The organism is Pandoraea sputorum (assembly GCF_000814845.2).
Classification (GTDB): Bacteria; Pseudomonadota; Gammaproteobacteria; order Burkholderiales; family Burkholderiaceae; genus Pandoraea; species Pandoraea sputorum.
Genome location: NZ_CP010431.2, coordinates 3,774,787 through 3,793,778 on the forward strand (window position 1 = coordinate 3,774,787; position 18,992 = coordinate 3,793,778).

The window sequence follows — 18,992 nt, forward strand, 5'->3', positions numbered from 1 at the left end:
GATAAATCCCTCACGAACTCTGACCCGATTGGACATTGCCTGCCGCCGACGCCACCCATTACGATGAATTTCCCCTTGCCCGCGAGCGTCGCCCCCGAGAACAGACGGTGCCGCGGGCGGTCGGCGAAGCGCTTAGAGGTCACTGCATCGTATGCGCGCTTGCCGACCGGCATCGGACTTCAGGAGACAACCCATGACTGCGGATTACGCTCAAGCCTATGAGGCGTTCGACCTCGACGCCACCGTGCGCGCCACGCTGGACGGCAACCTCGACGCGATGAATGCCTGTGTCGAATGTTGCGACCGTCACGCCCTTCCCGGGCGCATCGCCTTGTTCTGGGAAGGCAAGGACGGCACGAGCCAGACCTGGACGTTCAAGTTGCTGCAAACCCTGTCGGCGCGCTTCGCCAACTTCCTGCGCGAACAGGGTGTGCAGCCTGGCGACCGCGTTAGCGGCCTGCTGCCTCGCACGCCGGAATTACTCGTCACAATTCTCGGCACGTGGCGCGCAGGCGCGGTGTATCAGCCGCTCTTCACGGCGTTCGGGCCGAAGGCGATCGAACACCGTCTGCAGAGCGCGCAAAGTAAGCTCGTCATTACCGACGCGACCAACCGGGCGAAGCTCGACGAAGTCGCCAACTGCCCGCCGGTCGCAACGGTCGGCGGCCCTCGCGGTCAGGGTGTACGACGTGGCGACTTCAGTTTCTGGCACGAGGTGGAGCACCACGACGAGGTGTTCGAACCGGTCATGCGCCGGGGCGACGATCCGTTCATGATGATGTTCACCTCGGGCACGACGGGCGCGGCCAAGCCGGTGATGGTGCCGCTGCGCGCGATCATGGCGTTCATGGGCTATATGCGTGACGCCGTCGATCTACGTCCGACCGACACCTTCTGGAACATTGCGGACCCGGGATGGGCGTACGGGCTGTATTACGCTGTCACGGGACCGCTCGCGATGGGGATTCCCACGACGTTCTACGATGGGCCATTCACCGTAGAGAGCACGTACCGGATCATCAACAAACTCGGTGTCACCAACCTTGCGGGGTCACCGACAGCGTTCCGTCTGCTCATCGCCGGTGGCGAGAAGGCCGCGGCTCCGGTCAAAGGCCGACTGCGCGCCGTGTCGAGCGCCGGTGAGCCGCTGAACCCGGAAGTCATTCGTTGGTTCGCCGAGCATCTCGGTGTGACCATTCATGATCATTACGGCCAGACGGAACTGGGCATGGTGGTCTGCAACCATCACGCACTCGCGCACCCGGTGCAAGCAGGTACAGCGGGCTTTGCCTCACCGGGGCATCGTGTTGTAGTACTGGACGACGAAGGTCGGGAGTGCCCCGTCGGCCAGCCGGGCGTGCTCGCTCTGGACCGCAAGCAATCGCCGCTGATGTGGTTCGGCGGCTACTGGGAGCGGGAGACGCCAGCGTTCATGGGCGATTACTACCTTTCCGGCGACACCGTCGAGCGCAACGCCGACGGCAGCATCAGCTTCGTCGGACGTAACGACGACGTCATCACCTCGGCGGGCTATCGCATCGGTCCGTTCGACGTGGAAAGCGCGCTGATCGAACATCCGGCTGTGGTCGAAACGGCCGTAGTCGGCAAGCCGGACCCCGAGCGCACGGAGCTGGTCAAGGCATTCGTCGTGCTGCACGCCCAGTTCGCGCCGTCGGACGCCCTCGCCCGCGAATTGCAGGAGCACGTTCGCCACCGGCTGTCGACGCACGCGTACCCGCGCGAAGTCGAATTCGTGACCGAACTGCCCAAGACGCCGAGCGGCAAGCTTCAGCGCTTCATTTTGCGCAATCAGGAAATCGCTAAAGCCGCGCAAGCGTCGGCCAATGTGGCCTGAACGCCACCTCTTACTTATTCGGAATTTGCTATGCAAATCAAGGATCGTGTCTTTCTCGTCACCGGCGCATCGTCGGGGCTCGGTGCAGCAACCGCCCGCATGTTCGTCGACGCAGGCGCCAAAGTCGTGCTCGGCGACATCAACGCCGAAGCCGGCGCCAAGCAGGCCGAAGCGCTCGGCGAGGCCGCGCGCTTCGTCACGACCGACATCACGCGCGAAGACGATGTGCAGCGCCTCGTCGACACGGCGAAAAGTGCCTTCGGCACGCTCAACGGTGTGGTCAACTGCGCGGGCATGGTCATTGGCGAGCGCATTCTCGGCAAGCAGGGGCCGCACCGGCTCGAGAGCTTCGCGCGCGTCATCAATGTGAACCTGATCGGCACATTCAATGTGCTGCGTATTGCGGCTGCGACGATGGCCGAGAGCGAAGCGGATACCGAAGGCGAACGCGGCGTCGTCGTGAACACGGCATCGGTCGCAGCGTTCGACGGGCAGATCGGTCAGGCGGCATATGCGGCGTCCAAGGGAGGGGTTGCCGCGCTGACCTTGCCCGCCGCGCGTGAGCTGGCGCGACTGGGCGTACGTGTCGTGACCGTCGCGCCGGGGATTTTCGAAACGCCGATGATGGCTGGCATGACGCCCGAGGTGCAGGCTGCGCTCGGTGCGTCGGTACCTTTTCCGCCGCGCCTGGGACGTCCATCGGAGTACGCCGCACTGGTGCGACACATCGTTGAGAACACGATGATCAACGGTGAGGTCATTCGTCTTGACGGCGCATTGCGCATGGCACCGAAGTAAGCCGAAGGGAGTCTCGACGTCTCACTCCGCCATCGAAAAGCTAAGTCCACCCGCCACGCCAAATCTACGATTTCGGAATACTCCGATCAGCGTTTCGGACGGCGACGGAAGCGCCGACAGGGGCCGCACTGCTAGAATTCCTGCGTCCCCCTGCTACGGCATTCCGCCGGCACCGATTCGCGACGCATGGAAAAAGGCAGCATTTCGATTCATTTTGTGATCAACGCATTGGCGCACGTCGAACGACTCGGCGGCGATCCGATGGCGTTGCTGCGGGCCGCAGACATCGCCCCGTCGTTGCTCGCGCATCCACAGGGGCGTGTCTCGGCGGATCGATACGCGCATCTGTGGCGGCTGATCAGTCTCGCACTGGACGACGAGTTCTTCGGACAGGATTCGCGGCGCATGAAGGTCGGCAGTTTTGCGATGCTGTGTCACAGCGTCGTCGCCTGCCACACGCTGGAGCAGGCGTTGCAGCGTGCCTGCCGCTTCATGGGGCTGTTGCTCGACGATCTCGAAATGCATCTGGTGCGCGACGGCGCCCTTGCCCGGCTCGAAGTCCATGAGCGGCCGGATGCGAAAGCGCCGCGCATCTTCGGACACGAGACGCTGCTGATCCTCTTCTACGCACTCACCTGCTGGCTGATCGCGCGGCGCGTAACGTTGGGAACGGCGTACTTCGCCTTTGACGAACCGGTCTACAGCGATGAGTACCGAACCATGTATTCGGCGCGGCTGGTTTTCGGTGCTCCGCATACCGCGATCGAATTCGACGCTGTCTGTCTGGACTTGCCGGTCGTGCAAAACGAAGTCACGGTGAAGGATTTTCTGAGGGCCGCGCCGGGCAACATCATCCTCAAGTACAAGAACACCAAGGGGATGGTGGCGCGGGTCCGGCGGCGACTGAAAGCCATGCCGACGGATAGCTGGCCGGCGTTCGAAGCGTTGGCTGGCGAGTTTCATACAACGCCGTCGACGTTGCGCCGACGGTTGGAAGACGAGGGGCAGTCGTACCAGTCGATCAAGGATCAGCTGCGACGCGATCTTGCGATTCACGCGCTTTGCCACACGTCCAAGCCGATGCTGGAGATTGCGCTGTCATTGGGCTTCGCCGATCCCAGCGCATTCTTCCGGGCATTCCGGAAATGGACCGGCGCGCGTCCGGGAGATTACCGGCGTCAGGCGGTGGAAGCCTGACGTGGCCTAAACCGTTCGATCCCGGTTCGCTACCCCATCAGGCGGTGCTGTCCGTCATCCGCCAGGTGGACGACGGTAGCGATCTCAGGCCGTGCGGGCCTTCCCGGTCACCGCAGCACTTTGCCCCTCCTTGCCGTCATCGTCATCGTCGTCCAGTTCGATGCGTTTGACTTCGCCGAGCAGCAGCAGGTAGCACAGCACGCCAGCGATGGCGAAGATGCTGATGAGGCCGAGTGCCCAGCCGAACGAGCCCGTCGCTTTGACGATGAAGCCAATTGCGATGGGCGTGATGATGCCCGAGAGGTTACCGGCGAAGTTCACCGCACCACCCGTGATGCCGACCATGCCCTTCGGAGCGATGTCTGCTACGAGCGACCACGACGCCGACGCCACGCCCTGCGCGAAGAACGCGAACGACATGATGGCGATGACGAGCCAGTTGGCGTCCGTGAGAACCGTGAGCGACATCGTCGGCACCAGCAGCAGACCGGTGACGATGGGCGTCTTTCGCGCCGTGCCGACCGCCACGCCTCGACGCAGCAGCCAGTCCGAGAGCAGACCACCGCACACCACACCGATGGACGCCGCCACGAACGGCACCGACGTCATGCCGCCCGCCTTGAGCACCGTCATGTGACGTTCGGTAATCAGGTACGTCGGGAACCACGTCAGGAAGAAGTACAGCGACGAGAGCGACGCGAACTTGCCCACGCAGATCGCGATGATCTGGCGATTGCGAAACAGCGCCATCAGCTTGCGCCACGGGAATTTCTGCGCCGTTGCAGGTTCCGCCGATTTCACTTCGACCAGCGCCCCACCGCTACGAATATGTTCGAGTTCTGCGGCGTTGACCCACGAGCACTTGTCCGGATCGCGATATCCGACGAACCAGACACCAGCCCACACAATGCCCAGCAGCCCAGTCGCATAGAATATCTCGCGCCAGCCCCACGTATGAGCAATCCAGAACAGCACCGGGGTGAGGGCCGCCATGCCGATGTACTGCCCGACGAGGTAGACGCTCGTGGCCACACCTCGTTCACGTTGTGCGAACCAGATCGAGACCACGCGATTGTTCACCGGAAACGTCGGCGCTTCGGCAATGCCCACGCCCAGACGCATACCGAAGAGCGTGGCGAAGCGCGACGTGAAACCTTGCATGAACGTCAGCACCGACCAACTGAGAATGGCCACGCCGTAGATCGCACGTGTGCCGAAACGGTCGATGACCCAACCGCCGGGAATGTTGGCGATCACATACGTCCATGCGTACGCCGAAAAAATGAAGCCGAGTTCGACCGGTCCGAGACCAAACTCCTGCTTGAGCATTGGGGCGGCGACCGACAGATTGGCGCGGTCGACGTAATTAATGACCGTGCCGACGAAGACCAGAAAGAGCATCCAGTAGCGCACGCGCGAGGGGCGCTGGGAGGATGCGGGGGGCAGAGAACCTGACATGTTGAATCTCGCGAATCTCGAAATAGGCGGCAACGTTATACGGACGCCGCAGAAAACCCTGCAATCACCAACATCGTCGGTATCGAACGAATTCGACGCCGACGATACCGAGACTTAGACGCTTCCTCAGAAGCTGTGATACATCCCGACGCGCACCAGCATCTGATCGTGATTGCTCGATGCGCCGATCGGATACGACGCGGCGTGGTTATTCCCCGTCGCGCCGATGTACGTCACTTGCGCCTGCAACTGCGTACGCTTCGAGAACGAATACAGGTCGCCCGCTTCGATCTGGTTGTAGTGCGTGTGGTTGAACGACGAGTACGAATAACCCAGCGTCAGCGCGTTCGCTTCCGTGACGCGGTATTCCGTGCCCACGTCGTAGTTGAACATGTTGCCCGAGCCGCCCGGCGCGCGAACTTCGCTGCGCGTGTAGAGGGCGTGCACGTTCCAGCGCGACGAAATGCGGTACGAAGCGCCGATACCGGTGTTGTTCACGGCGTCCGACTGGAACAACTTCGTGGCGGAGAGGGCCGACTGACCGAAGATCGACGAAATGCCGAGACGTGACGAGAAATCGAACGTCCGCTTGTTGATGCTGACGTAAGTTGCAGCCATCGACAGCGCGCCGTTGTCGTACTTCACGTAGGCACCGGCCGTGCGTCCCTGGGCGTTGCCGCCAGCGAAGCCATACATCAGACCGCCCGTCAGTCCGTGGAAGCTCGTGCTGTTCCACTTCACGGCGTTATCGATCTGTGATGAATTCGCCAGATTGTCGAGGTTGCCGGGGTGATAGGCGTACAGATTGTGCTGCCAGAAGCCGTTCGAGAAGCGGATCGAGACGTCTTGCATGAAGTCTGTCTGGTGCCCGATCGATACCGTACCGAAACGATCGCTGGCGAGTCCGACCCATGCCTGACGATTCCACTCGACGCCGCTATTGATCAGCGCACCGGAGCTTGTATTGAAGCCCTGTTCGAGTTGGAAGACAGCGGCGAGACCGCCCCCGAGATCCTCACGTCCTTTAATGCCGAAACGGTCGGGTTGACCGATACCGGCGTCCATTTTGAACAGACGTCCGCCGCCCTGATTGCTCACATAAGTGAGGCCGTCGTCGACCGTCCCGTAAATCTGCAACGAATTGCCAGCGGCATGTGCCGCGCCAACGCATGCCAAAAGGCAGGCTGCGCCGATACTGCGTCTCTTCACCATCCACTCCTGTTTGCCTCTGATGCCCGGGGCTGTTGACGCCCTTTGCCAGCACGCTCGACGTCATTCCCAACGTCCCGACCGCCGCACCAAAATTGTCTTACCTATGAAACAATGATTAATAGGTGAGACAATTATGTCGAAGTGGTTACTGTGAGACAAGCAGAAAATAAGTAAGCATTTATTGATGTTGTGCAAATGCTAATGACAAAGGTGACGCGCGTCTGCGGGAAAAAATAGGGGAATGGCACGACTGGGGCCGTTTAGGCGTGGCCGATCGGCAGAAGGCGAGACGAGCGCAACAAAGTGCGCAACGAGGTGGGGCGGAGAAAAGTGGGGGGCGCAGGAGTGGCGGCGATCGCCGGCCCCCTGACGCAGTGACTTAAAGGTAGTGGAACGGAGTCAGGGGGCCGGTGATTGGCGCTGCCCGGAGGGTATATAGAGCGGCGAGGATTTGGGACCGCGGGGGGTGGTAACGGTCGACGTTAAATCACGGATGCCCGCTCAGAGGCACAACGCCGGAACGTTCCGAACGGTAATTCAGCTTATGCGAGAGTTCATCGGCAGCGGAAACCACCTTCTCGACGATGCCGTTCTCGAGCAAGTCGGCTTCGACACGTGCCTGCGGGATAGTCACGCTGATAACGGCGGCGATTTGCCCGCGATGATTACGCACCGGCGCGGCGATCGTCGAAATGTTCTGTTCGAAGAAGGCTTGGCTCATGCTGTAGCCGCGAGCGATGTCTTCCTGCACCACGCGGTGGAGCGCTTCGACCGTAGTGGGCGTATGCGCCGTATAAGCTTCGAGCTTGCGTTCGGGATAGAGCTGCTTGAGCGACGGCAACGAATAGTCGCCGAGCAGAATGTGCCCGACGGCGGTCGCGTGAGCGGGCAGACGCGTACCGACGCGCACCGTACCGAACACCAGTTCGCGGCTGGCCGCCTTCGCAACGAACACTGCGTCGCGCTGATCGAGAATCAGGATGTGACTGGAGAAGCCCGTTGCGTCGCGCAGCTTCTCGATAACCGGTGTCCCGAGATCCGTCAGCTCCAGCGAGTTCAGATACTCAAACCCGAGGCGCAGCACTGCCACACCGAGCCGGTAATGACGGTCGTCGCCCGCCTTCTCGATAAAGCCTTCGGCTTCCAGCGTCTGCAACAGACGGAACACCGTCGAGCGAGGAATGTCCAGCCGGCGGGCAAGGTCCGCCCCTGCCAGCACCGGCTCGCGCGCCGAAAAAGTCATGAGGATCCGCAGACCGCGCTCCAGGCCCGGGACCGAATATTTGTTATCGCTGTCGTTGCTCATGCCGTTTGCGCACAATGGCGCCGACCGGTGTGCGGCGGTTCCGCGCAGCCGATAGACGATATTCATGGAAGGCGCACATTATAGGCTACGGTCCGGCCACCCGACCATGACGGAAGACCATGAGTCGACCGGGCCACTTTCTCACTGTGCGAGACGGAGTTGCGCCGATGGCATCGCGACGGTTGCGCTTGGTTGCGCCCGTTCTCGAGACACCATGCCCTATGCAAGCGCAGGCTGGCACTCATCCAGGGCAAGCGGGGCGGGCTTTCGGCCGATTTGGGGTCAGACACCCTCGTCCGACGGCATGCACCGCAATGGGGGTAATTCCGAAGCGCGTCGACTCGCGGTTTTTGTCATGATTGCGGCTGCAAGCTTGACAAGCTGGCGCATGTGGAGCGAGACACCGTGGCCCGAGCCGAGAACAATAAACGATCCGGACTGGCCAAAAGGCACGTATTCCTTTTCTCCTGACGCTTTTGCGATTGCCTATCCCAATAGCCACCCAGGAGCTGCGCCCACCTGCCAAGTGGGCGTTTTTTTGCTGGTCAAACGCTCCCTTCGCAGTGTGGTTCGACCCGCCCGCGGCGTTCTTCAAAAGAGAACCCGATGTCCTGGCATGCTTGTTGCTTGTATTTCCAGCATCGGGGATCGACGCCGCCTTGGCCGAGTTTTGACGATAAGTACGCACCAAACTGCACCGGTTCGTACCAGATCGCGAAACCCGGACTCGCCCCCTGCGGCGCCTCCGTTTGTTTTGGGTCGAGGTGTTATGTTTAATGAACTGAGCGACGTTGAATGGCACGCCCTGCGTGATCTGATTTGCGACCGACCGGTCCGTACGGAACGACGCGGCCGCCCTCAAGTCGAGCAGCGCACGCTGACCAATGCTGTCTTGTGGGTGCTGTTCACTGGCGAGAGCTGGTCCAAGCTGCCCATGCAGTACCCCTCCGTGCCGACCTGCCGTCGCAAACTGAACGAATGGCGCGAATCGGGCATGCTCGATACGATTCTGAAACGCCTGCAACAATCGGGCCGCGATATCAGCGCCTGTGCAGGCCAGATCAGCAAACCTGCTCGCAGCACGCCGTGCGGCGACACCGATCGCCTACGTGGCGTGTTCTGGACGAACCCCGCTTCGTGGAAGCCGCCGGTCGCCGTGCGGTAATGGATGTCGAGTGGCGCTGATGGGGCGGCGAGATGTGACCGGGCGGTCCATCTCGCGATTTGCCGCCTGACTTTTTCAGCCGACTTTTTCGCCTGACGTCTCCCGTCAGGAAAGCGCGGCGCGCACTGCTTCGGCAATCGCCAGCGACGCCGTCAGGCCCGGCGATTCGATGCCGAACAGATTGACGAGTCCCGCCACGCCATGCACCGCAGGCCCATCGATCCTGAAGTCCGCTGCCGGCTCGCCCGGTCCGCTGATCTTCGGTCGAATTCCCGCATAGCCCGGTTGTAACGCGCCATCCGCCAGCGTCGGCCAATAACGTCGCACTGCCGCGTAGAAGCCATCGCCATCGGACGGATTCACCGTGTAATCGATCTCGTCCACCCACTGCACGTTCGGGCCGAAACGCGCCTGACCGCCGAGGTCGAGCGTCAGGTGAACGCCTAGTCCGCCCGGCTCGGGTACCGGATAAATCAGATGGGTGAACGGCGCACGCTGCGCACAGGTGAAGTAGCTGCCCTTCGCGTAGTACCGCTGCGGAATGTGTTCCGACGCCAGCCCGTCGAAGCGGCGAGCGATATCGACAGCGTGCAGGCCCGCGCTATTGACGACCGTGTTGGCAAGCAATGTCGACGTGACGCCTTCGGTCTCGACATCGAGTTCGATGCCCTCGGCACGCCCCACGCGCGCGCCTGTCACGCGCGCCTCGAAAGCCAGCATCGCCCCCGCGTTCTCCGCGTCGCCCTGTAAAGCGAGCATGAGCCCATGACTGTCGACGATGCCCGTCGACGGTGAGAGCAATGCACCAAACGTGTGCAGCGCCGGCTCTCGTTGCGCTACTTCCGCCGCGCTTAGCCACTGAAGATCGTCGACCCCGCTCGCGCGGGCGTTGGCAGCGATCGCTTCGAGCTCAGCGACCTGATGGTCAGTCGTCGCGACGATCAGTTTGCCGCAGCGACGATGCTCCACGCCGTGCGAGGCGCAAAATTCGTACAGACGGTGTTTGCCTTCGACACACAGCGTCGCCTTGCGCGACCCGGGCGGATAGTAGATGCCGCCGTGGATGACTTCGCTGTTACGCGAACTCGTGCCGGTGCCGATGGCGCGCTCGGACTCCAGCACGACGACTTCGCGTCCGGCCATGGCCATCGTTCGCGCGACGGCCAGTCCCACCACGCCCGCGCCGATCACGACGCAATCGACTTTGTCCATCGCTGTTCCCTGTTTGCCGTTCGAGATTTCCGATTCGGATGAAGACGTACTTGCACACGTCTTCATCCGAATCGGCTGCGGGATCGATTCCCGCAGCCGAACGCGTTACAGCGCGGCCGTCAGTTCCGGCACGACGGTGAACAGGTCGCCCACCAGACCGTAGTCCGCCACCGAGAAGATCGGTGCTTCCGGATCCTTGTTGATCGCCACGATCACCTTCGAATCCTTCATGCCCGCCAAGTGCTGGATCGCACCCGAGATACCCACAGCCACATACAGCTGGGGCGCGACGATCTTGCCCGTCTGACCGACCTGATAGTCGTTCGGCACGTAACCGGCATCGACCGCTGCGCGCGATGCGCCCAGCGCTGCACCCAGCTTGTCCGCCAGCGGCTCCAGCACCTTCGTGTAGTTCTCGCCGCTACCCAGGCCCCGACCACCCGAGACGATGATCTTCGCCGAGGTCAGTTCCGGACGGTCCAGCTTCGTCACTTCACGGCCCACAAACTGCGACACACCGGCGTCCGGCGTGGCTGCCACGCTTTCCACTGCGGCGCTGCCACCGGTCGCCGCCGCCGGGTCGAAGCCCGTCGAGCGCACCGTGATCACCTTCACCTTATCGGCGCTTTGCACCGTCGCAATCGCATTACCTGCGTAGATCGGGCGCTCGAACGTGTCCGCGCTGTCGACCTTCGTGATGTCCGAAATCTGCGCCACGTCGAGCAACGCCGCGACGCGCGGGGCGATGTTCTTGCCGTACGCCGTGGCCGGGGCCAGGATGTGCGAGTAGTTGCCCGCAATCGACACCACTTCGTCGGCGATGTTCTCAGCCAGACCGTCGCCGAAGTACGCCGCGTCGGCGAGCAGCACCTTCTTCACGCCAGCGATCTGCGCAGCCGCGTCAGCCGCTGCCTTCGCGTTGCTGCCTGCGACCAGCACGTGCACGTCGTCGCCGCATTGCAGCGCTGCCGTCACTGTATTGAGGGTGGCCGATTTGATGGTTTGGTTGTCGTGTTCTGCAATGACCAGAATGCTCATCTCGTCGTCTCCCTTAGATAACCTTGGCTTCGGTCTTGAGCTTGTCGACGAGCGCTGCCACGTCCGCCACCTTCACCCCTGCGCTGCGCTTGGGCGGCTCCGCCACCTTCAGCGTCTTCAGACGCGGGCTCACATCCACGCCCAGATCCGCAGGCTTCACGGTCTCCAGCGGCTTCTTCTTCGCCTTCATGATGTTGGGCAGCGTCACGTAACGCGGCTCGTTCAGGCGCAGGTCCGTCGTGATCACCGCCGGCAGCGACAGCGACACGGTCTCAAGACCCCCGTCCACTTCGCGCGTCACTTGTGCACGGTTATCCGCCACCGACACCTTCGAGGCGAACGTCGCCTGCGGCAACTTGGCGAGTGCCGCGAGCATCTGACCCGTTTGGTTGGAATCGTCGTCGATCGCTTGCTTGCCGAGGATCACCAGTTGCGGTTGCTCCTTGTCCACCAGCGCCTTGAGCAGCTTGGCCACAGCCAGCGGCTGCAACTCTTCGTCAGACTCGATCAGGATCGCGCGATCCGCACCGATCGCCAGCGCCGTGCGCAGCGTCTCCTGCGACTGGGCCACGCCCGCCGACACCGCGATCACTTCCGTCGCCACGCCCGCTTCCTTCAGACGCACCGCCTCTTCCACTGCGATTTCGTCGAACGGATTCATCGACATCTTCACGTTCGCAATGTCGACGCCACTGCCGTCGCTCTTCACGCGAACCTTTACGTTGTAATCCACTACCCGTTTGACCGGTACCAGGATCTTCATGCGGAACTCCCTTGAATCAAAAAAACCGGACGGCCTGCCGATACCACGGCAACGGCCGTCCTCGAACATACGAAAACTGTCTTGCGAATTCTGCCAACTGAGCTGCCAACTGCGCTGCTAACTGACTCGCGAACTTACTCGATCTCGCGCCCTTTCGTCTCAGGCAACATGAACGCGGTGATCAGCACGACGAGGTACGCGCCACCGGCAAACATCCCAATCGCCGAGCCAAGACCGCTCGTCTTGGCGAGATAGCCCACCAGACTCGGGAACAGCGCCCCGATGCCGCGCCCGAAGTTATACGCGAAGCCCTGCGCATTCGCACGCACCGCCGACGGAAACAGTTCCGTCAGATACGCGCCCATGCCGCTGAAAATGCCCGACGCTGCAAATCCCAGCGGGAATCCGAGAATCAGCATCTGGTCGTTGCTCAACTGAATCTGCGTGTAGACGTAAATGCTCACGCCCGAGAGCACGGCAAAAATCAGCAGGTTCGCGCGACGCCCCAGACGGTCGGTCAGATACGCCCCCGTCAGATAGCCGATGAACGAACCGAGAATGATCACCAGCAGATAGCCGCCCGTGCCGATCACCGACAGGTGGCGCTCCGTCTTCAGGAACGTGGGCAACCACGTCGTCACGGCATAGTACCCGCCCTGCACGCCCGTGCACAGCAGCGCCGAGAGTGCCGTTGTCTTGATCAGTGCCGGCGAGAAGATCGCCCACGCCGACGTGCGCTTTTCTGCGGCATCTTCGCGCTTGCGCGTGCGCTGGAACAGTTCGGGCTCAGGCACGTTCTTCCGGATGAAAAGCACGAACAATGCCGGAATCACACCGATCCAGAACAGCACGCGCCACGCATACTCTTCCGGCAGAAACGAGAACGACGCCGTATAACAAAGCGCCGCCACCGCCCAGCCGATGGACCAGCCGCTTTGCACCGTTCCCACGGCGCGGCCGCGATACTCGGTGCGCACGATCTCACCCATGAGCACCGAACCCACGGCCCACTCACCGCCGAAGCCCAGGCCCTGCAACGCGCGCAGCACGAAAATCTGTTCGAAGTTCTGTGCGAAGCCGATCAGCACCGTGCACACGGAGAACCACAGAATCGTCACTTGCAGAATGCGCACCCGTCCGTAACGGTCTGCCAGCACCCCGGCAAGCCAGCCACCAATCGCCGAGAACAGCAGCGTCACGGTCGCCAGCATGCCGGCCTGACCCTTGTCGATGCTGAACACGGTGATCAGCGTCGAGATCACGAAGGTGAACACCATGAAGTCGAGCGCATCGAGCGCCCACCCGCCGAACGCGGCAATAAACGTGTGCCGCTCGGTCTTGTTCATCTGGCGATACCAATCCATCTTGTCTCCTCCTGAACCTCTTAGGCTGCATGAGCGCTAGGCGCGCCGGGAATGGTTAATGCAATCAACTAGGCAATCAAATCGGCAATCAAATCGAAAATCAGATCGTTTTCGGAAAGCCGTACAGACGTGCCGGGTTGTCCACCAGAATGCGCCGACGTGTCTCGGCGTCGGGCGCCCACTGCGGCAGCAGATTACGCAACGCACCGGTGTTCGGCATGCGCGTGAGCGACACGTGCGGCCAGTCGCTGCCCCACACCATGCGATCGGGGGCATCGTCGATGAGTGCCTGTGCGAACGGCGTCACGTCGTCGAACGTCGGGAAACGCTCGCTGATCCGGTACGCGCCCGAGAGCTTCACCCAGTAACCGTGGTCGCGCACCAGCGAACGCAGCGCCGAGAATCCCGGCGAATTCAGCCCTTGCGCCACGGGCGTATGGCCCATGTGATCCACGATGCCGGGCACTGGCAGCGACGTCATGCGCGGCATGAGTTCAGGCAGCGCATTCACGTCCATCAGGAACTGCATATGCCAGCCCAGATCCTTGATGCGATGCGCGAGCGTTTCCATCGCCGTGAAGCCGATGCCGCCCCCGAACAGTACGTTGATGCGCAGTCCGCGCACCCCCGCTGCGTGCATCGCTTCCAGCTCTGCATCGGTGACGTCCGGCGACACCACCGCAATGCCGCGAAGGCGATCCGGATGACGGCGCAGCGTTTCGAGCATGTACCGGTTGTCGGTGCCGTAGACGCTGATCTGCACCAGCACGCCATAGGTCATACCCGTCGCATCGAGCATCGCGAGGTACTTGTCCTCGGGCGCGGGCGGCGGCGTGTAGCTGCGCTCGGGCACCATCGGGTACGCATCGCTTGCGGCGACCACGTGTGCGTGTGTGTCGACAGCGCCAAACGGCACTTCGAACGTGGGCGGATCGATCTCCGGCAGCGGGCCCAGACACAGCGGCGCACCGGCGGCGGAAGTTGCGGTCATGTCGACTCCTCAGGGAAAACGTCATCGGACGCCGATGTCCGGCGTGCGCGATGCGGAAAACCTTTACAGCAGCTTGCCCGGATTCATGATGCCGGCCGGATCGAACACGGCCTTGATCTCACGCATCAGGCGCAGTTCGAGCGGTGATTTGTACTTGGCGAAGTAGTCGCGCTTGAGCTGTCCGATACCGTGCTCGGCGCTGATACTGCCGCCGAAGCGCGCGACTTCGTCGAGCACTTCGGCAGTGATCGCCTCACCGTGCCTGGCCATGAAATCCGCCGCTTCGCCCGCCGGACGCGAGAGGTTGTAGTGCAGATTGCCGTCGCCGAAATGGCCGAAGATGAACGGACGCACTTGCGGACAAACACGTCTTACCCGCGCCTCGGCGCTGGTCATGAACTCAGGAATCGATTCGATGGGCAGCGAGACGTCGTGCTTCAGGTGCGGGCCGTCGGCACGTTGCGCCTCGGAGATTTCCTCGCGCAGCTTCCACATCTCTTCGACCTGGCCCAGCGTGGACGACACCACGGCGTCGGCACACAGATCGCGCTCGATAGCGGCCTCGATCACCCGTTCGAGCAATGCTCCGAGGGCCTGTTCGTCGGCCGTGTCGGCCAGTTCGACCAGCACATAGCCCGGGTGACGTTCACCAAACGGCGCTCGCACACCCGGTACATGCGCCATCACCAGATCGACGCACTCGCCGGTGAAGAACTCGAACGCCTGCATGCGAGGGCCGCATTCGGCGAACAGCAGCTCGTAAAGTTCGAGCGCCTGACGCGGCGACGTCACGGCGGCGATGACCACCTGACGCACCGGCGTGGGAGCGTACAGACGCAGCGCCGCCGCCGTAATCACGCCGAGCGTGCCTTCCGAGCCGATGAGCAACTGCTTGAGGTCGTAACCGGTATTGTCCTTACGCAGCGTACGAAGACCGTGAAGGATCTCGCCGTTCGGCAACACGGCTTCCACACCGAGCACCAGATCGCGCGTCATGCCATAGCGCACCACGTTCACGCCACCGGCGTTCGTCGCGAGATTGCCGCCCAGCTGGCACGACCCTTCGGCCGCGAGACTCAACGGCAGCAGACGATTCGCGTCGCGCGCGGTGCGTTGCAGGTCTTCGAGAATGCACCCCGCTTCGGCCACGAGCGTATTGGCGATGGTGTCGAGGCTGCGCACCGCGTTCATGCGGTCGAGACTCAGCACCACGTTTTGCTCGGACTTGTCCGGGGTCGCGCCACCACACAGTCCGGTGTTGCCGCCGCGCGGTACGACCGGGGTACCCGTGCTCTGGCACAGCGACAGAATTTTGGCGACATCCTGCGTCGAGCGCGGACGCACGACGGCCTGCGCGTGCCCTCGATACATGCCACGCCAGTCGGCGAGCCACGGCGCGACGTCTTCAGTAGAAGTGAAAACGCTGTCGGCGCCGACGGCGTCGATCAGACGTTGAGCGAAAGCGGTGATGGTCATAAGGTCACGCGTCGGGGGTTACGGTGTGGGGGATAGCATCTGACGATATGGCTCGGCCGCTCGCAGATCAATGGCGCTTCGGCGCAACCGCGCCGGTAATGATGTCGCGCCCGGGGAGCGTCAGGCCAAGACGCCCCGAAGCACGCAACAGATGCGAGAGCGACGCCTCACGCGCGCGCATCGGATCGCGCGCCTTGATGGCGTCGAACACGGCGACGTGCTCTTGATGCACCTGCGCCGCGAGGCCCTCGTGGCGCAACGTGTTCGTGCGCGCGGCCTGCACGACCTGCCGGATCTGCAGATTCAGGTACTGCAACAGGTCGGCGTAATAGCGGTTGTGCGTCGCGCGCGCGATGGCGGCATGAAACGCGGTATCGAACTCGACGCCGTTCTCCGGGTGATACAGATGCGTTTCGAGGTTGCCGAGAATCGCTTCGAGTTGCCGGAGGTCCTCGTCGGTATGCCGAACGGCGGCGAGCGCGGCGGCCGTGCTCTCCAGATCCAGACGCAATTCGTAGACGCTCGCGAGATCGGCCGCATCCTGCCCGACGGGCACCTGAAAGCCGCTTTGCGGCGTACGCGCCTTCACCGTCACGCCTGCACCCTGACGACTGTCGATCAAACCCTGCGCACGCAGACGCTCCGTCACTTCGCGGATCACCGCCGGACTCACGCCATACGATTCGGAGAGTTGCTTGCCGGTCGGCAGCCGGGCGCCGACGGGATAGACGCCCTGTCGGATCGCTTCCTGTAATTGCTGTGCGACCTGCTCGGTCAGGGTTCTGGGCTTGGTGGTCATCCGTTACTGTGGCCTGATGCTTTTCTGGTTTGCATGTTATCTGAAAACTTTTATTGCCTCATATCGCGTAAACCCTAGTCGTCCCGCTAAAAAGAAAAAGCGGTGATGGAGACTGGCTCCATCACCGCTTTGTCGACTGCGCCCCGATTGGACCGGACGCAGAACCGGTCCTGCCTTAGAAGCCGATCAGCGCTTCCGTCACGTGGCCGACGTTCGGCGGCGCGGCGAAGCAATCGCTCACAAGCGCGCGCCATTGCTGGAAAGCTTCCGAGTTACGGAAATGGACGGTATGGTCTTCGAGCGTTTCCCAGGTCACGACGAGGCTGTAATGCGTCGGTTGCTCGATGGACTTGAGCAGACGCATGCCGTGGCAGCCTTTCGATCCCTTGAACAGCGGCGCGGCCTTGGCGACACCTTGTTCGAACTCGGCTTCCTTGCCGGGCTTCACTTCGATCTGGGCGATTTCAAAAATCATGGGGTTCCTCAGAGATGGGTCCGTGGTTTTGCTGATGGATTCTATACCGCGTGCCGGTGACACGCATCGCGTGTGACGTCCCCTCGCCTTTCACGGCTTTTCCACAATCCGCCATGTCCGCATGCACGAAGAACGCCCGCGACGTCGGTTTGCGGCACCACGACCGTGCACCCCGAAGCACCGAATGTCACATCACCAGATAAAACTCGCCTAAATATCAAGGCACTAGTTATTTCTGGCATCGCTCTTGCGTATCTTCATTTCTTCCCACGTTTGCACCAAAAGAGCACATTCATGCCCAATTCCAATACACCCGGCGACGTGCTGTTCCTGCTGCTCGGCGCGATCCTGGTGCTTGCCATGCACGCCGGTTTCGCGTTTCTCGAGCTCGGCACCGTCCGCAAGAAGAATCAGGTCAATGCCCTGGTCAAGATCCTCACGGACTTTGCCGTCTCGGGACTCGCGTATTTCTTCATCGGTTATCCGCTCGCCTATGGGGTCGACTTCTGGTCGAGCGCCACGGTGCTGTCCGAGCACAACGGCTACGCGCTGATCAAGTTCTTCTTCCTGCTGACGTTCGCGGCGGCCATCCCGGCCATCGTGTCGGGCGGTATTGCCGAGCGCGCCAAGTTTCATCCGCAGTCGGTGGCCACGTTCTTCCTCGTGGGCGTGATCTACCCCTTCTTCGAAGGCATCGCGTGGAATGGGCATCTGGGCATTCAGGACTGGCTCACCCAGACGCTCGGCGCACCCTTCCACGATTTCGCGGGTTCGGTGGTCGTGCATGCGGTGGGTGGATGGATTGGTCTTGCGGCGGTGTTGCATCTGGGCGCGCGACGCGGGCGCTACAACGGTCAGGGTCAGGTGGCCGCGCATCCGCCGTCGTCGATTCCGTTCCTCGCCCTCGGCGCATGGATTCTGATCGTCGGCTGGTTCGGCTTTAACGTGATGAGCGCGCAGCGCGTCGGTGGCATCTCGGGGCTCGTTGCCGTGAACTCGCTCATGGCGATGGTCGGCGGCACACTGGTCGCCATGTGGGTGGGACGCGACGACCCCGGCTTCATCCACAATGGACCGCTTGCGGGCCTCGTTGCGGTGTGTGCCGGGTCGGACGTGATGCACCCGCTCGGCGCGCTGGTCGTGGGCGCGGTTGCGGGCGGTCTGTTCGTGTGGCTGTTCACGGTGACGCAGAACCGTCTGCGTATCGACGACGTACTCGGCGTGTGGCCGCTGCACGGCGTGTGCGGCATCTGGGGCGGACTGGCGGCTGGCATCTTCGGACAGAAGGCGCTCGGCGGACTCGGCGGTGTGAGCTTCGTCGCGCAGATGGTCGGCACGGTGATGGGTGTAGCGATCGCCTTCGCCGGTGGCTACCTCGTGTATGGCGTCATCAAACGCGTCTCAGGCTTGCGGCTCGACGACGAACAGGAGTACTACGGCGCGGACCTCTCGATCCACAAGATCACGGCCACACCGGAGCGGGAAACGAATTGGTAGGCGGTAACGCTTGATCGAATCCCCGTACGCGACGCGGCGCCCCAAGAGGTCCGTCGCGTCCCATGCATTCCTTCATGGCGCTGCCCGCCGGGCCGGTCTTTCCGGGCGCTTTGCGCCACTCGGTTGACGGCAAGCTCGACACGCCCTCGCGGGATCGGCGCCTATTAAGACGAGTTGCTTCGCACTCGGACGGGAGAACTCAGCAACCGGCCTCAGGCGGAGGATCTGGCGCAGGAATCGCTGCTGCGAGTGCCTGAGATGGAAACGCCGCCGGAGCAGGCCCGCGCGTTTCCGTTGTCGGCAGCTAACGGCTGAGCGATTGAGGCCTTCACCCGGGCTGCCGGTCGACCTCGCAAACGGAGCCGACGGCAATCGCCCCCGGCCCC

Annotated in this window: 17 protein-coding genes; 6 read left to right on the plus strand and 11 right to left on the minus strand. The window is 62.4% G+C overall.

What is annotated here, in order from left to right:
- Positions 1–193: 193 nt before the first annotated feature.
- The 3 genes from NA29_RS16660 to NA29_RS16670 all read left to right on the plus strand — a co-directional run bounded on the left by NA29_RS16660 (position 194) and on the right by NA29_RS16670 (position 3,850).
- Complete coding sequence (locus NA29_RS16660) at positions 194–1,855, plus strand: acyl-CoA synthetase (protein WP_039399690.1); 1,662 nt, start codon at positions 194–196, stop codon at positions 1,853–1,855.
- A 30-nt stretch (positions 1,856–1,885) separates the two neighbouring features.
- Positions 1,886–2,653, plus strand: a complete 768-nt coding sequence (locus tag NA29_RS16665) for a 3-hydroxyacyl-CoA dehydrogenase (RefSeq protein ID WP_039399692.1) — start codon at positions 1,886–1,888, stop codon at positions 2,651–2,653.
- Positions 2,654–2,839: 186 nt separating this feature from the next.
- A complete protein-coding gene (locus NA29_RS16670) occupies positions 2,840–3,850 on the plus strand; it encodes an AraC family transcriptional regulator (RefSeq protein WP_039399693.1) in 1,011 nt (336 codons plus the stop codon).
- Between the two features lie 84 nt (positions 3,851–3,934).
- Here NA29_RS16670 and NA29_RS16675 read toward each other — a convergent pair whose 3' ends face one another.
- From NA29_RS16675 to NA29_RS16685, 3 genes are all read right to left on the minus strand, one after another.
- On the minus strand, positions 3,935–5,308 hold the full coding sequence (locus NA29_RS16675) for an MFS transporter (protein ID WP_052253003.1): 1,374 nt from the start codon (positions 5,306–5,308) through the stop codon (positions 3,935–3,937).
- 126 nt (positions 5,309–5,434) lie between these two features.
- Complete coding sequence (locus tag NA29_RS16680; RefSeq protein WP_039399694.1) at positions 5,435–6,520, minus strand: porin; 1,086 nt, start codon at positions 6,518–6,520, stop codon at positions 5,435–5,437.
- Positions 6,521–7,007: 487 nt separating this feature from the next.
- Positions 7,008–7,826, minus strand: a complete 819-nt coding sequence (locus NA29_RS16685) for an IclR family transcriptional regulator (RefSeq protein WP_039399695.1) — start codon at positions 7,824–7,826, stop codon at positions 7,008–7,010.
- A gap of 769 nt (positions 7,827–8,595) precedes the next feature.
- Here NA29_RS16685 and NA29_RS26050 point away from each other — a divergent pair.
- Positions 8,596–8,991: a transposase gene (locus NA29_RS26050; protein WP_039399697.1), complete on the plus strand. Its 396-nt coding sequence runs from the start codon at positions 8,596–8,598 to the stop codon at positions 8,989–8,991.
- Between the two features lie 105 nt (positions 8,992–9,096).
- Here the strand turns inward: NA29_RS26050 and NA29_RS16695 are convergent, their stop codons facing one another.
- From NA29_RS16695 to NA29_RS16730, 8 genes are all read right to left on the minus strand, one after another.
- A complete protein-coding gene (locus NA29_RS16695) occupies positions 9,097–10,203 on the minus strand; it encodes an NAD(P)/FAD-dependent oxidoreductase (protein ID WP_039399698.1) in 1,107 nt (368 codons plus the stop codon).
- 105 nt (positions 10,204–10,308) lie between these two features.
- Positions 10,309–11,241, minus strand: a complete 933-nt coding sequence (locus tag NA29_RS16700; protein ID WP_039399699.1) for an electron transfer flavoprotein subunit alpha/FixB family protein — start codon at positions 11,239–11,241, stop codon at positions 10,309–10,311.
- Between the two features lie 13 nt (positions 11,242–11,254).
- The gene (locus NA29_RS16705; protein WP_039399700.1) at positions 11,255–12,004 is read right to left on the minus strand and encodes an electron transfer flavoprotein subunit beta/FixA family protein; all 750 of its coding nucleotides are present in this window, start codon (positions 12,002–12,004) and stop codon (positions 11,255–11,257) included.
- Positions 12,005–12,138: 134 nt separating this feature from the next.
- Positions 12,139–13,368 carry an MFS transporter gene (locus NA29_RS16710; RefSeq protein ID WP_039399701.1) on the minus strand — a complete coding sequence of 410 codons (1,230 nt, stop codon included), beginning with the start codon at positions 13,366–13,368 and terminating at the stop codon, positions 12,139–12,141.
- Positions 13,369–13,468: 100 nt separating this feature from the next.
- The gene (locus NA29_RS16715; protein ID WP_039399703.1) at positions 13,469–14,359 is read right to left on the minus strand and encodes an amidohydrolase family protein; all 891 of its coding nucleotides are present in this window, start codon (positions 14,357–14,359) and stop codon (positions 13,469–13,471) included.
- Positions 14,360–14,422: 63 nt separating this feature from the next.
- Positions 14,423–15,835 (minus strand): FAD-binding oxidoreductase, encoded by a 1,413-nt coding sequence (locus NA29_RS16720; protein ID WP_039399705.1) that lies wholly within the window; start codon positions 15,833–15,835, stop codon positions 14,423–14,425.
- A gap of 67 nt (positions 15,836–15,902) precedes the next feature.
- Positions 15,903–16,634: a FadR/GntR family transcriptional regulator gene (locus tag NA29_RS16725; protein ID WP_039399707.1), complete on the minus strand. Its 732-nt coding sequence runs from the start codon at positions 16,632–16,634 to the stop codon at positions 15,903–15,905.
- A 175-nt stretch (positions 16,635–16,809) separates the two neighbouring features.
- On the minus strand, positions 16,810–17,109 hold the full coding sequence (locus NA29_RS16730; RefSeq protein ID WP_039399708.1) for an antibiotic biosynthesis monooxygenase family protein: 300 nt from the start codon (positions 17,107–17,109) through the stop codon (positions 16,810–16,812).
- Positions 17,110–17,403: 294 nt separating this feature from the next.
- Between NA29_RS16730 and NA29_RS16735 the strand changes: the two genes are divergently transcribed.
- Together NA29_RS16735 and NA29_RS25825 are read left to right on the plus strand one after the other, a co-directional pair.
- A complete protein-coding gene (locus NA29_RS16735; RefSeq protein ID WP_039399709.1) occupies positions 17,404–18,606 on the plus strand; it encodes an ammonium transporter in 1,203 nt (400 codons plus the stop codon).
- Positions 18,607–18,780: 174 nt separating this feature from the next.
- Positions 18,781–18,921, plus strand: coding sequence for a hypothetical protein (locus NA29_RS25825; protein ID WP_157127416.1), 141 nt, complete (start codon positions 18,781–18,783; stop codon positions 18,919–18,921).
- Positions 18,922–18,992: the final 71 nt, after the last annotated feature.